Annotated in this window: 12 protein-coding genes and 1 pseudogene; 12 read left to right on the top strand and 1 reads right to left on the bottom strand. The window is 37.3% G+C overall.

Annotation, left to right across the window (positions count from 1 at the left end; all coding sequences use genetic code 11):
- Positions 1-257: 257 nt before the first annotated feature.
- From HWQ49_RS07110 to HWQ49_RS07070, 9 genes are all read left to right on the top strand, one after another.
- On the top strand, positions 258-3,470 hold the full coding sequence (locus HWQ49_RS07110; RefSeq protein ID WP_188206912.1) for an S-layer homology domain-containing protein: 3,213 nt from the start codon (positions 258-260) through the stop codon (positions 3,468-3,470).
- Positions 3,471-3,711: 241 nt separating this feature from the next.
- Complete coding sequence (locus HWQ49_RS07105; RefSeq protein ID WP_188206911.1) at positions 3,712-4,398, top strand: type II toxin-antitoxin system PemK/MazF family toxin; 687 nt, start codon at positions 3,712-3,714, stop codon at positions 4,396-4,398.
- Positions 4,399-4,773: 375 nt separating this feature from the next.
- Positions 4,774-5,667, top strand: coding sequence for a site-specific tyrosine recombinase/integron integrase (gene xerA / locus HWQ49_RS07100; RefSeq protein WP_188206910.1), 894 nt, complete (start codon positions 4,774-4,776; stop codon positions 5,665-5,667).
- Between the two features lie 4 nt (positions 5,668-5,671).
- The gene (locus HWQ49_RS07095; RefSeq protein ID WP_188206909.1) at positions 5,672-5,914 is read left to right on the top strand and encodes a site-specific integrase; all 243 of its coding nucleotides are present in this window, start codon (positions 5,672-5,674) and stop codon (positions 5,912-5,914) included.
- 12 nt (positions 5,915-5,926) lie between these two features.
- Positions 5,927-6,163, top strand: a complete 237-nt coding sequence (locus tag HWQ49_RS14880; protein WP_394810766.1) for a tyrosine-type recombinase/integrase — start codon at positions 5,927-5,929, stop codon at positions 6,161-6,163.
- 836 nt (positions 6,164-6,999) lie between these two features.
- Positions 7,000-7,278 carry a hypothetical protein gene (locus HWQ49_RS07085; protein ID WP_188206907.1) on the top strand — a complete coding sequence of 93 codons (279 nt, stop codon included), beginning with the start codon at positions 7,000-7,002 and terminating at the stop codon, positions 7,276-7,278.
- Positions 7,279-7,449: 171 nt separating this feature from the next.
- Complete coding sequence (locus tag HWQ49_RS07080) at positions 7,450-8,736, top strand: S-layer homology domain-containing protein (protein WP_188206906.1); 1,287 nt, start codon at positions 7,450-7,452, stop codon at positions 8,734-8,736.
- 17 nt (positions 8,737-8,753) lie between these two features.
- Positions 8,754-8,966, top strand: a complete 213-nt coding sequence (locus HWQ49_RS07075; RefSeq protein WP_188206905.1) for a hypothetical protein — start codon at positions 8,754-8,756, stop codon at positions 8,964-8,966.
- Between the two features lie 396 nt (positions 8,967-9,362).
- Positions 9,363-9,827, top strand: a complete 465-nt coding sequence (locus HWQ49_RS07070; RefSeq protein ID WP_188206904.1) for a hypothetical protein — start codon at positions 9,363-9,365, stop codon at positions 9,825-9,827.
- A 116-nt stretch (positions 9,828-9,943) separates the two neighbouring features.
- Here the strand turns inward: HWQ49_RS07070 and HWQ49_RS07065 are convergent.
- Positions 9,944-10,162, bottom strand: a pseudogene (locus HWQ49_RS07065) (SGNH hydrolase domain-containing protein); the annotation flags it as partial.
- 450 nt (positions 10,163-10,612) lie between these two features.
- On the opposite strand from HWQ49_RS07065, the gene HWQ49_RS07060 reads away from it, so the two are divergent.
- The 3 genes from HWQ49_RS07060 (at position 10,613) to HWQ49_RS07050 (ending at position 14,043) form a co-directional block, all read left to right on the top strand.
- The gene (locus tag HWQ49_RS07060; RefSeq protein ID WP_188206902.1) at positions 10,613-11,686 is read left to right on the top strand and encodes an acyltransferase; all 1,074 of its coding nucleotides are present in this window, start codon (positions 10,613-10,615) and stop codon (positions 11,684-11,686) included.
- A gap of 565 nt (positions 11,687-12,251) precedes the next feature.
- Positions 12,252-13,682, top strand: a complete 1,431-nt coding sequence (locus HWQ49_RS07055; RefSeq protein ID WP_188206901.1) for an S-layer homology domain-containing protein — start codon at positions 12,252-12,254, stop codon at positions 13,680-13,682.
- Positions 13,683-13,848: 166 nt separating this feature from the next.
- On the top strand, positions 13,849-14,043 hold the full coding sequence (locus HWQ49_RS07050) for a hypothetical protein (protein WP_188206900.1): 195 nt from the start codon (positions 13,849-13,851) through the stop codon (positions 14,041-14,043).
- Positions 14,044-14,076: the final 33 nt, after the last annotated feature.

Genomic DNA, 14,076 nt, shown 5'->3' with positions numbered 1-14,076 from the left:
GAAACGCACTTGCATTAGCGTTTCAACTATGTAAAAATAGAATTGTTAGAAAATTACTTGCCATTATTATCTATCAATCTTTGATAGAAATCAGTAACAACCATGACATAATCATGGCAAGAAGTACCGACTTCTTTGGTTCATGACAAGGTGGACCATTGAAACTATTAATTTGTGATTAAGGTTAGTAGGTTTACTAATCTACTAACCTATCAATAAATTGTACAAAACGTACATAAAGGGAGGAAAAAATAATTATGGCTTACAATCCAAAGTCTTATCGTAAGTTCGTAGCGGCTTCTGCATCAGCAGCTTTAGTTGCTTCTGCAGTAGCTCCAGCAGCGGTATCAGCTGACACTGACGGTTTTTCAGACGTTGATGACAGCACGAGACACGCTGACGCGATCAATGCACTTCTTGAAATGGAAGTAACTACAGGTTTCCCAGGTGGTGAATTCCGCCCGGACCAGACAATTAAGCGTGGAGAAGCGGCAATTATGCTTCAAAATGCACTAGGTCTTGAAGATGGAGATGTTGACGCAGTACCATTTGAAGATCTAGCAGAAAGTTCTGCAGCAGCAGTTGCAGCTCTTTACGAAGCAGATATTACTGATGGTAAATCAGAAACAGAATTCGGTACAGATGACGAAGTAACACGTGAAGAAATGGCGGCTCTAATCGTACGTGCGTACGAATTAGACACTGACGTTGAAGATCAGGACCTTCCTGATGCAGAAGACACTGTATTATCAGCAGAAGTTAACGCATTAGTAGCACACGGCTATGCTGATGGTTACCCAGATGGTAGCTTTGGTGTTGGTGACGACATCAACCGTGGCGACTTCGCAGCATTCTTATACAAAACTCACACTGGTGAAGAAGAAGAAGAAGAGGAAGTAGAAGAAGTTGCAGTTGAATCTGTAAGTGCCGATAACCTTAAACAAATCAAAATCGACCTTTCAGGCGATGTTGATTTAGAAGAGGCTGTTGAGGAAGATAACTACACAGTAGAAAACTCTAATGGTACAGAGCTTGATTTCTCAGTTCAAGTTGATGAAGGTTCTTCTACTGCAGCCGATGATACAAGAGTCACTCTTACTTTAGACAGCGATATGGATAACCAAGATGTCGTTACAGTAACAGTTGATGAAGCTGTTGCAGGTGAAGAAGTAGTAGAAGAAGTTGAATTTTTCGATACTACAGTCCCTGAAGCTAATAGTGCAGAAGTGGTTGGCAGCCATACTGTCAAAGTTAACTTCAGTGAACCAATTGACTTTGGTGAATTAGATGAAGATACAGGTGAAGTTGAAGATGGAGACATCGAAGACGCCTTTGAATTAAATGATGGTTCTACATTTGTTCGAAGCGTTACTCCATTAAATGGTGGAACTTCTGCCAATGTTGAGTTCTATAGTGAACTTGAAGAAGGCGAAAACACAATCACTGTTTCTAATGATTTAGAAGATTATGCAGGTTATAACCTTGTTTCTACTGAATTAGATTTTGATGTAGAAGTGGATGAGGAAGCACCTGAATTAGTAAACGTTAAAAATGCTACTCCATACAAAGCAACACTTGTATTTGATGAGGATATTGAATTAACGGGTACAGAGAACAATGCAATTTCTGAAGAACATTTCTACCACACAAATTCCAACAACCCTGCTAAAAGCGTTGAAGTAAGTGGAAATGAAATCGAAGTTTCTTTCGATGAAGATAAAGCTCTTCCTAACGGAACAGCATATCTATATGTTCAAGGAGAAGCCGTTCAAGACCTCTGGGGTAATGAAAACACCCAACAACTAACAGCTTCTGTAGAAGTTGAAAGCGACAATGATGCTCCTGAACTTTCTGAAGTAGAAAGCACAGGTCAGTCTACTGTAGAAGTTACCTTTAATGAAGAAGTATCTGATTCAGCTGAAGAGGAATCAAACTATACTTTATTAGATGAAGACGGTGATGAAGTAGAAGATGCCGTTACTAGTGCAGTACTAAATGACGATAGTGATGGTGTAACTTTAACACTTGATTCTCCAGTATACGGCAACCATACTCTAGTGGTTGAAGATGTAGAAGATGTATACGGAAACGCTATGAGTTCTGCAGAATACGACTTCTTTGTAGAAGATTCTACTCGCCCTAAACACGATGAATTTGACATCACTTTATATGATGCTGAAGAAGATGTTCAAACATTATATGTGGACTTCGACCAAGAGATGTCAGTAAGTGGTTCATATTCCGTAGAAGATTTAGATAAGTACCAATATGGCGGAAATGACTTATCCAGCCTAAGCGGTGTTTCTGTTAATGCTGTAGATGGCAACAGTGGCGTTGAAATCAAAAATGAAGTAGATGAGTCTGGTGTAGAATTCGCTGCTGATGAAGACTTAACAGTTGGTCGCGTAGCTGATGCTGCTGGTAACACTACTGTTAATTACTCTGATGACATTAATATTGATGCTGCCGACAATGTAGAACTAGATGGAGACGTTCGTGCAACGGATGTTGACACTATCGAGATGACTTTTGATGACATCTTAGCATCATTTGATGAAGATGACTTCGAAATAGAAAATACAGATGGAAAAGTAGAGCTTGCTGGTGTTGACCGCGTAGATGAAGATGGTCAAACTACAATTACTTTCACTTTAGCCGAAGGTTATGAGCTTGACCACAGTGCTGAAGATGGAGATGGCAATCAATTGAGTGTTAGTACTATCAACAGTGATGATGTAGAGTCTCAAAACGCCTATGGTGAAAAAGTGCTAGTAGATGATGAAACTGTTGTGGATGCCATCAACCCAGAACTAGTGGAAGATGGAGTAACACAAGAGGACAATGAAACAATCCAGTTAGAATTCGAAGAAGAAGTTGAATTCAGCAATGCTAGTACTGCCGCTACTGATTTAGTTTTAACTAATGAAGATGGCGAGGAACTTGTTCCAGATGTGGATTACACATTAGATGGAGATGCTGAAGGTACCCCTTCAACTACAATTGATGTTACACTAGTTAGCCCTTATGATGGAGACATTGATGTAGAAACAGCTTCCACTGTACGTTACATCAATGACGGAGCAACAGACTCAGAAGATAGCGCTGCTCCTAACTTTATATCAGCTTTCGATGAAGAGTTAGCATTTGACCTTACAGGTCCTGCAGTTACTAACGTAGAAGAAGGCGAGGATGCTTCTGAAGTAGTAATTAGTTTTAATGAAGAACTAGATGAAACTGAAGCTGAAACTTCTGGTAACTATTCCTTCTCTGGGGGTTTTGTTAGCTCAGCATCTTATGATTCAGATGATAATTCTGTTACATTATCCCTAGATACTGACGCATCTGACGAAGACACTGTTGAGGTAACTACATCTGTAACAGATGTTTATGGAAATGAATTAGATGAAGCAGTAACTTATGAAGTAGATTCTGAAGGAAACTGGACAGTAGTAGTTTCTGATGAAGAGTAATCGAAACATTACTCTGTAAGTATAACTGAATTGAGTAAGTAGAGACCCGAGAACGTAAGGAAATCTTTCGTTCTCGGGTTTCTTTTAATGCTTCTGCACATTAGCATTAGCTATTTTTTGATACCCTTTGGTAGAGAATAAGCTAAGGGAGCCATGGAAAAATAAATGGGTATTTGAGCTATTTTGCTTAAAGTTTGTTCATAAGAGAAAAGCAGAACAAAAAAGAAAAGAGAGGAATAGGATGAAGAAAACTTTTCAAAAGGGAGATATCGTACTTGGAGAACTACCCGACAATGCCATAGGCTCAGAGCAACAAGGAATAAGACCCTGTGTAATTATATCGAATCATGTCATCGTTGATAAATATTATGTGGTTGCTATTATTACAAGGCAAAGTGAAAAAAGGAATACAAAAGAACCATACATAGCTCTGATTAAAGAAACCCCTATGGACGAACCTTCCGAAATTCATGCTGAACAAATATTTGTTTTGAGTGAAGATAAGATGATTAAAAAAATTAATAGACTGCAAGGAAGAGATATGAATAGATTAGACGAAGCTTTACATAGTCAGTTTTTTGCTATATTTTCTAAAGATGATTATGAAACGGAATATAATCAAGGGGATATCGTGTTATTCAATAAGAGAACACATGGTTTAATAATATCGAACCAAAAAGGGAACTACCATGCCCCTGTTATAACGTTCATTCCTTTAGCTCCAGTTGATAGTATAAATTATTCAGATGAATTGTTAATTGTACCGAAACAAATCACAGGTTTAGAGTATGATACCTATGCTATACCGTATGCTTTACGAACATTTGATAAATCAAGATTCAAACATAAAGGAGCTAAAGTTGGTACCTTCCATCCATTTTATTATGGAGCCGTGAATTCTTGGATAGAACGAACGCTTGAGCTATAAGCAAGATTTCCTGTTTTCCGATGAAGCAGGTGAATCCATGGACACCTCATCATTGGTATATCAATGTAGAGTATAGTACTATAATAAATACCCTAATCTTTGCTGGATGCAGGGCGTATCAACCAAAAGAGCAACTCACCAAAGTTGCTCTTTTTGTGTTGGGAACCACTCCATCAAATCTATCCGAAAAGGACTTAACCAAAAACTCTCCACCCTACTTCCGTTTCTAAAACGAATCCTCCATAAGTAACCCTTACCATCTTCTTTGAACCGACGCTTACCGAATGTCTTTTAGACTTCCTTTCCCAAATAGGTATATTTCCAAGATTTTTAGTTAACCATGCTATTAACCTAAAACAAATCGAGGTGATAGCATTGACTCCCCAACCCGACTACTGGAAATCGACGAATGAGAATATAACCCAAGAATCCCTAGCAGTACTGAATGAATATTTACTTTCTCTTAAACTATCAAATAAATCCCAAGCCACCATCGAAAAATACAAGTGGGTCTTGGAACAATTCTTCACGTCTTGTTCCACGCCCATCGAACAGCTGACGTCGGATGAAGTCTTGTCATGGATGAACCAGTTCACAAAAGAAAAAAAGCCGCGGACGGTCGACTTAATCCATTCGACGCTTTCTTCCTTCTTCCAGTTCTGTCTAGCGGAAGATTATATGGACCAGCGGGTGATGAAAAAACGGTGGCGACCGAAAATCCCACAGGCTTTACCGAAATACTTATCGGAACATGAATATGCGAGAGTGTTACTAGAAATAGAGACTCTACCGATAAGAGACCGTGCGCTCATGCTCTTTCTATTTTCGACAGGGTGTCGGAGTTTTGAAGTGACCAACTTAGTGGTCTCTGATGTTGATATTCCGAAGCGAACCGCACAAGTGACAGGAAAAGGAAAGCGCATTCGAACCGTTCATTTTTCCGTCGAATGCCAATTAGCTTTGAAGGACTATTTAGCGACGAGAACCACCAAGGACGAAGACCCTTTATTTTTAAATAAGTTTGGACAACCGTTAGGGAAAAGCGGCATCTACAAAATCACAACCGAACTGGGAAAACGAGCAGGGATTTCTCATTCGCTCCATCCGCATTGTTGTCGGCATACGTTTGCGACGATGATGATGGCCAGAGGAGCGAACATCGAATTCATTGCCGATGAACTGGGGCATTCGAATCTCAATACGACACGGGTATACGCCCGAATACCAACAGAAGATATGAAAATGGAATACCAAAACAAAATGGGGTGAAGAGATGAATCAATCGATGATAGAGACATTTATCCAAGACCATCAAGCACGTTTCAGCCAAGAGACCATGCGAAGTTATCAGATTTCCTTGCATCAGTTTTTTTCGTTTTGTGACAAGCCGTTTGATGAAGTGAAACCCACCGACATCCGCGCATGGTTGTCGGACATGGAATCGAACGAGTTAAAACCAAGGACCATCCACGTCAAACTATCGGTGGTGAAATCGTTTTATCAATATTGCACCTAAAAAAATAAAGTCATCAAAAATCCTACCAGTACCGTCCATACCCCACGAGAAGATGATTCGCTTCCCTACTACTTATCGAAACAACAAATGGTGGAGTTAAAAGAAGCCTCAAGAGAACATATAAAAGATAGAGCCATTATTGAAACCCTTTATGCGACAGGGGTCCGAATCAGTGAACTGTTGAATATCCGCTTAGAAGATGAAGAGGTCATTTGCTTAAACAATTTTATGAGCCCTCATTTTACCTAAGTAATGATTAACTCCCCCAATAGAACCACTATTGACTCCTTTTTGAAACCTCTTCGCTTATCTCATAAAATAAGATGTACTAACAGAGTACATCTATACTTAGTTAATAATGACCTTCTTCCATAAATATATTAACCTGTATCGCTCATTTCATTATAGTGAGACTTCCCACAATGAGAAAACAGTTTCAGAAATCTGAAGGTTTATTGTGAACTATGTCCAATACATATTTAATGCAAAATATCAACAAAAAGTTTAATTATAGGGCTTTTTCAGTTAATTAGCCCCATTTCCCAAAAAAGACTTGACCTTTTTTAGCTATTTTCCTTAAACCACCTATAATTAGAATTGTATCAACAGAACAAGCCATATTTTTGGTGCTGAGAATGGAGGGAGTAGGGTGGTTGATGATTACATAGAAGGGAGGAGAAATTGGTCGTGGACCACTTAAGATTCATGAAACTTATGGGTTGAAGTTTCAACTGAACACGACCACATATCAAATAATTCTACTGGCAGATGAGACAACTTCATAGATTGGGGAGTCTTGAAGGTGCTCAGCCAGTAGTCAATGTTTAATAGGTATCTTAAATAAAAAATGGTAAGTCATGTAACAGGTAGTGGTTAAGGGTGGTGGAGTCGGGGTTTGGCCGCTTCGACTCCAATTAACAAAGAAGTCGATCATTCTAAAAGCATGATGAGATGTTGCAGTAGGGTGATTAATCAAGAATAGGGTGAAGTAATAGCGCTTAGTTTGGGGTTATTGGTTCATTTTAAAACAGGTTTCAGAATTAAGAAGTTTTCAGGTCGTGAAACGATAAAAGGAGAGTATGCTGGTGGAAGACAACCAAAATAAAATAATAGAAGTGTTAATCGATGAATTTGTCGATGTGTATTCAAAATATGGCGAGTCAGAGGATTTAAAGCATTTCAAGAGAATGCTTATCATACACGCAGAGTTAGTGTTGTTAAGCAAAGGATCAATCCCTCTTAAGTTAGTAGATTTTATCGCGTACATAAAAAAGAAGTATCGAGTCGAACGTTTTAAACTTCGGGTTACCGATAAGGGCCGTTTGCCTAATCGAATGACTAATGAAGTGATGGATAAAAACTAATTAAAAACGACTTCAGGAAGAAAACATGCTAATTATTAAATTAAAGAAGAGAAAATCATTGTGTAAGTGGGAAATTTTATAAACATAGGAAAAAGATATGGTAAAATCGAATGAGGTATAAGTGCTAAAAAAGAGAGAAGCCAATCTACTTATGAAAAGGAAGGGGATAATATGAAAACAAGATTCCTAGCAACTATTACCATATCTTTTGGATTATTAATTACTTCTGTACATAATGTATCAGCAGAGACCGAATTAACGGATATTGATCACCTAGAACATGCCGATGCTATTGAGGAGTTAGTTGAAGAAGGCATCGTACAAGGCCATGAGGATGGCACATTCCGACCAGACGAGATTGTTCAACGTGGTCAGTATGTGGCTTTTCTTGCTAGATTATTAGATTTACCAGAAGGGGATTCCAACTTTGAAGACTTACCTCAAACCGCTTCTCTTTATGCAGAGGTCAGTCGAGGGGTCAAAGCAGGAATTATTCAAGGGACCTTAGATAATAAAGCTAACGCTTATGATCCCATTACCAAGTCAGACGTAGCAGTGATGACCAGCCGAGCGTTAGAAAAGCATGAAAGAGCCGAGGATTTCCAAGGGCGTGACGGATTAGCTTTTATTGACGATGCCAATGAAATCGGCTCATACGCTGAGGATGCCATTGCTCAAATGCTCAAATACGACTTAATGGAATCCAATTTTAAGCGTGAGATCGAGCCTAATAAGAAAATGACGAGGGCTGATGCAACACTTGTGATTGCACGCATGCTTGACCTCATTGAAGAAGATGAACAAGATTCGTCACAAGAGCAAGACTCTAGCGATAACGTGATTTCACGTCCAGACGTGGAAGATGACATGTTAGTTCGTGACGATATAGAAGAATTTGCGATTATGGACGATTGGTCTTATGAAGGTGGCGAGTTGCTGTTTGATGGTGAGTCTATAGATTATGGGTTAGTTGATGAAAAGACATTAATTACTTTAGTTAACACCATGTTAGATGATAAGAGATGGTTTAATTTAAATCATGATGAAATGGAATTTAGTGATGGAGATACTTATAAAACTATTCGACTTATCATGGCTTCTAGAGAACTCCCTGCAAAAGGAACGGGACATGTTCCTTTTCAAATTCGTTATAACACGGAACTTGATAGTATAGGCACTGCAGAAAATGCCTTTTTAACCTTTAGTATTGATTCTCTTTTATATGATGCAGTTGATGGTGATGACCCATCTGAAGCGTATCAACAAAAGATTTATGATGCACTTAATGTTTTCTTTGAGTCTAGTGTTTCAGAAGATATGTATGATTTTATTATGAAGGAGCATCAGAAATCTAGTACAACTGATTATACAACACGTGAACGCAAGGTGTTTGGGGATATTGAGGTTAAGTTTGTTCCAGGAAATAGGAATGATGTTCACTTTAGACATATTGAATAGAAGAAGGTGTAAGTTTTATGTCAGAACGTTTTAAAAAAGGGATGGGCATAGTTTTAATTTTTTCGTTTATCATTGCAGTATCCCTAAATCCGAGTAATGTAATGGCATATCCAAATAATCAAGAAGAATTCGAAGAGTATTTAGATTCCATTGGATATCCTCAGGAGGTAAATGGCCAAAAGCCAAGTATTGAATCCTATGAGGATTATGAACAAATTGTATACGGGTGATCCTTATCAAGATCCTAAAACGATAGATGAACAAAATCGCATGTGTGATAACGGGAAAACTACAGAATATCGCTACAGCTTATGTGAGTGGTGAAAGTACCGATTCACAAACAACGTCTGTAACTCATACGGATACAGTTACCTTATCACGCTCTGAGTATGGTGAGGGAGTTCACCGAATTGAAAGGTGAATTAAGTCATTCACTATTCATAGTTAAAGAAGGAAAATATCTGAACCACATTACTAGTTTCTCCTATTCACAGACAAAGGGGATAACAGGGGATGCAGTAAACTTTCGCGATGCGTAAAAAATGTTGTTTTTTATCTGAAAATATAGAAATTAACTGGTCAAATATGTATAATTGTAATTAATAACTAATTATAGGGGGAATATTATGAATATTGCACTAGGAAAAGATGAGGAAGTTACAAGTAAGGGAAATTTTATTACTAACCTAGTTCTTGCATGGTTAAAGACAGATTTTTCTCTTACTAACAAAAGATTTATTGGTTTCCAGCCAAATACACTTCTAGGTGTATTCCCGTTAGGAAAGAAAGAAATTTCTTATCCATTAAAAAACATTGCAAGTGTAGGTGTATCAACACAATTTCATTTAAAAAGGTTTATCTTAGGACTAATATTAGTATTCATAGGTTTAGCAATGTTTGGAGATTCTTTTTTAGGTGGACTTATATTACTTGCTGTTGGTATATTACCACTTCTTAATAGTTTTACTACTACAATGGGTGTCACAAATAATGCAGGACAAGTAGTGAACATTGAAATGTCGATATTAGAAAAAGATAAAGTTCAGCAATTTATTAATGAAGTTAATATAGCTATTTCAGATGCTGCGTAAAATTTAACTAAAACAAAGGCTAGTTAATTTTAAAATCAACAAATAATTTTTATCCAAAAATAAGAAGCTTAGTGGGTTATATACTCCACTAAGCTTCTCTTAAATGGTGTGTTTCCTTAAAAGGAACTCTCCTCTTCTTCCTTCTCTTCAATCTCCAACGACTCTAAAATCTGTGGCCTCATAACGGGTGCTAATGTCCTAGCAAAGGTTGCCGTAATGTGGTTGCTATCAAAGTGAGTAATCACGTTACCGACAATGTAATAGCACTTATCGTCATCACAGAAATACTCATTGACATCAATCGTATCCACATTGCTTGGCATATCGTCTACTTGGCTTAATGGACTTTCGTCGCGAACAACCGTGTCACGTTCTGCGTAACATGCTTCTTCTGGATTGTTACTGTTTTCATCACTTTAATGGTTAGTTCAGCTGTTGCACCATCTTCGACAACAACGGCTAGAGTGATTGTTCTATTATCCAGTTCAATGACATTTTCATCACTAGTGAATAGCTCAACATCAACAAGATTTTAGATTATCCATGTTGATCTTGCACCTTAATAAATCTTCAAAAGATGTTGTTAGGCTCATCATCTTCAGCTAATTCAATAGAACTAACCTCCGAAGTTGATTTATCTTCAACCATGTGTTTAAATATCTGTCCATTCTATTTAACGACAATTATTGGAATAAAGCTTAGGGTCAGATGACATATTTAATTATTAATAGTTGTGGTATGATTAATGTGAATTACAACTTTCTATAATTTCGAGGGGATTTTACATGAATAGACAACGAATAGATGAAATTGGCTATATGCGTGGGATTGCGATGTTAGCGGTTGTACTTGTACATGTTACAGCAGTCGCATTTCGCATGGTTGAGCCCACTTCACAAACCTATTCATTTTATATGTTTATGAATAGATTCTTCCGTTTCGGAACTCCTACTTTCATATTTATAACAGGTTTTGTAATGTTCTATGGTTACTACTATAAACAGGTGAATGGGGCTTTTTTACGTAAGTATTTTAGAAATCGAATGCTTTTTATTTTTGTTCCTTACTTGGTGTGGGTGATCCTTTATGAAGTACACTTATATCATAATTCTGGACCATTCCAATTAACGCTCGATTATTTAAGTAATTTATTGGTACTCATTTTTCAAGGGAATACATTTTACCATTTTTACTTTTTCTTTGTGCTGATTCAATTATATTTGTTATTTCCTTTACTTTTATATGCGACGCAGAAGATGAAATGGTTTAGATGGTCACTTCCATTCCTGGGGCTTGTTGTTCAGGTAGTGGTGTACGTTACGAACTATCATTATAGCTGGTTACCTGCATCAACGTCATACTTCATGTCCTTTTTCTTTTACTTTTGCTTAGGTGGTATGATTGGTATATATTTTGAGAGAATCATGGCATCTTTTAAAAAAAGCGTTGCTGTTATCTTGATTATAATCATGCTAGTGGTGGGCAGTATATATGTTTACATGTATCATTTGATGAGGTGGGGCCTGAACAATTTTGGTCCACTTAATTTTGAGTATATGTATTTTATGTTTGCGAGTTTATCAGCGATTACATTATTGATGGGAACACATTATTTTGTTAAAAAAGGGCCTTCATGGTTAAGGAAGCAATTGAATGCCTTAGGTGCTTATTCATTTGGAATTTTCTTAATTCACCCGATGGTTATTAATTATTTAGACAACTTCTTGATATGGGATGGATCGCGATTGTTCCATATTGGTATCGGGTTGAGGTTTGTTTTAACTCTAGTAATCTGCTATTTGATCGTCTACTTATTTAAGAGATTTGTTCCATTATCTAACTATATTGTTGGGCGATAGTCACCAATGTAAGTCAATGAATATAAAACAATCAACCTATTTATACATCATCCAAGGAACCTTCTTTGGATGATGTTTCTTTTTTGAAACATATATATGAAATTAAGACTCTAAAGCATTTCAAGAGAATGCTTATCATGCACGCAGAGCTAGTGTTGTTAAGTAAAGGGTCAATCCCTCTTAAGCTAGTGGATTTTATCGTGTACATAAAAGGAAAGTATCGAGTCAAGCGTTTTAAACTCAGGGTCGTTTGTCTAATCAAGTGATTGTGGGGCGGGTGAAAAAAACTAATTAAGAAGATAACTGACTGGGAGTAAAAAATTGACTAACTTAGACCATATAAAACCATAGATGAAGCTAGTTAAAGGCGAACGAGTTTTTAATCAAAGGGCTTGGTTCGTCTGTTTTTGCCGACAATTACTAGTGTGAATTCATAGTTATTGAATTTTTTAACTAAATGTGGAAAATTTTATCGGAATTTATGGTAATATATTCTTGGTAAGCATTAAGTTCTAGTTACTAAGTAATGCATAATTGGAATTAAAAGATTTATAGGGGGAAGACAATGAGAAAGGTTGTTGCAATAGCAGTCATTATTTTACTAACGATGTTGACTCAGACACTTGTCCAAGTAAGTGCTGAAGAGTTGTCTTTTTCAGATATGGATGGTCATTGGGCTCAAGAAGAGGTTGAGTATTTAGCAGAGGAAGAGGTCATCGATGGTTTTGACGACGGAACTTTCAGACCACAGGAGACGATGACTAGAGGAGAGTTCAGCAAGATTTTATCCGGACTTATGGGAATTGATGTTGATGCGGATGTGTCTAGTGGGGATTGGTCTGAGTCTCATATTCATGGCTTGGTTGAACGAGGGATTATCGACTTAACTGATGATCCAGACGGCTTTCAAGCAAACGTCGACATTACGCGTTTAGAAATGAGCGAGATGATTGCAAAAGCTCTAGCTCACCAAAGCTCTAACTGGAGCGAAGCGTTAAGTAGTTTAGAAGCACTTGACTTTATGAATCTACCATTTGACGATCAAGAAGAGATTGATGAAGCAAGTCAACCATACATAGCATTGACTAACAGTTCAGGGATTATTAATGGCTATTCAAATGGTTTGTTTGAGCCAGATGGTTTAGCCACACGAGCCCACGTATCTGTTATGCTGTCACGCTTTTTAGAGGCGACAGAACAAACACCTGACCTTGAGCTACTTTTAAATCAATATGAAGGTGAAAAAATCATTCAAGATGTCTCCCAAGACCCATTAGAAGATGAAGAAGTGGCAAAAGAAATCCCTGTCTTACTTTATCATCACTTACTAACTGATGATGAAAATGAGAATAAGGATAATCGAATGATTGTCAGTGTCGAGCAATTTAAAGAGCAAATGGCTTTACTGCATGAACATGGTTACCAAACGATTAAGTTAGAGGAACTCTATCTATTTATTCGTGAAGACATTGATTTACCGGAAAATAGTGTTGTGATTACTTTTGATGATGGTTTAAAGAGTAACTTTGAATATGCTCAACCTATTTTAGAGGAATATGATTTTACAGCAGCCAGTTATTTAATCACGAATAGAGGTAAAGAGAAAGAAGAAGCGTTTGATCCTACTTATAATCAGTACTTTAGTTGGGAAGAGATTGAAGCTAGTCAGCACGTGTTTGAATTTGGCAGTCATACACATGGATATCATAATTTGAATGAAGGTCAAAGTGATTTTGTGACCAAATCTCGTGAGGAAATTTTGGAAGATTTACAGATTAGTATCGATTTAATAGAAGAGGACTTCCTCACCTTTTCATACCCATTTGGACAGTATGATGAGCGTTCATTGGAGTTATTAGAAGAACTAGATTTCAAGTTATCTTTCTCCACGATTGAAGGTAAGGTGATACCAGGCGTAAACCCCTTGGAGATCCCACGATTATTCGTATATCCTGAAACGACCATAGATCAATTTCAAGAATTAGTGGGTATTTAGCCAGGAAGAAAGTTCCTTTTAACAGGTGGTGAAGGTAATCAATAAATGGTGTCAGGCACCGGTTATCACACTTTTCCTAATTTTCTATGAAAATAATGGAAGTCTATGAGGGTATGTAGTAATATATTCATAAGTTTTTTGACTCAATGATCTATGGGGGGATACTGTGAAATTAGCTAAGAAGACAGTGATCGTGGTAAGTATTTTATTAATCGTCGCAGCTGGGGTTCAAACGTTTGCAAAAGAAGTTTTAGACCAATATGAAACGCAGAGAGGAAACATAGCCACTGTTGAACAAGAGGACATACATAACTCGATAATAGGCAACAAAGTTAAAAAAGATAAGATTCCCAAAATTTAAAAGGGGATCTTATCTTTTTATTTACAATAACAG

Source organism: Alkalibacillus aidingensis (genome assembly GCF_014595945.1).
Lineage (GTDB): Bacteria > Bacillota > Bacilli > Bacillales > Alkalibacillaceae > Alkalibacillus > Alkalibacillus aidingensis.
The sequence above is the reverse complement of the archived record's forward strand: the minus strand, read 5'-3'. Positions and strand labels throughout refer to the sequence as shown.

Excerpts from the sequence above, each read along its gene's own strand:
- HWQ49_RS07080 (WP_188206906.1), top strand. The coding sequence starts at position 7,450 with ATGAAAACAAGATTCCTAGCAACTATTACCATATCTTTTGGATTATTA.
- HWQ49_RS07060 (WP_188206902.1), top strand. The coding sequence starts at position 10,613 with ATGAATAGACAACGAATAGATGAAATTGGCTATATGCGTGGGATTGCG.
- HWQ49_RS07105 (WP_188206911.1), top strand. The coding sequence starts at position 3,712 with ATGAAGAAAACTTTTCAAAAGGGAGATATCGTACTTGGAGAACTACCC.
- HWQ49_RS07095 (WP_188206909.1), top strand. The coding sequence starts at position 5,672 with ATGAATCAATCGATGATAGAGACATTTATCCAAGACCATCAAGCACGT.
- HWQ49_RS07110 (WP_188206912.1), top strand. The coding sequence starts at position 258 with ATGGCTTACAATCCAAAGTCTTATCGTAAGTTCGTAGCGGCTTCTGCA.
- HWQ49_RS07070 (WP_188206904.1), top strand. The coding sequence starts at position 9,363 with ATGAATATTGCACTAGGAAAAGATGAGGAAGTTACAAGTAAGGGAAAT.
- HWQ49_RS07055 (WP_188206901.1), top strand. The coding sequence starts at position 12,252 with ATGAGAAAGGTTGTTGCAATAGCAGTCATTATTTTACTAACGATGTTG.
- HWQ49_RS07075 (WP_188206905.1), top strand. The coding sequence starts at position 8,754 with ATGTCAGAACGTTTTAAAAAAGGGATGGGCATAGTTTTAATTTTTTCG.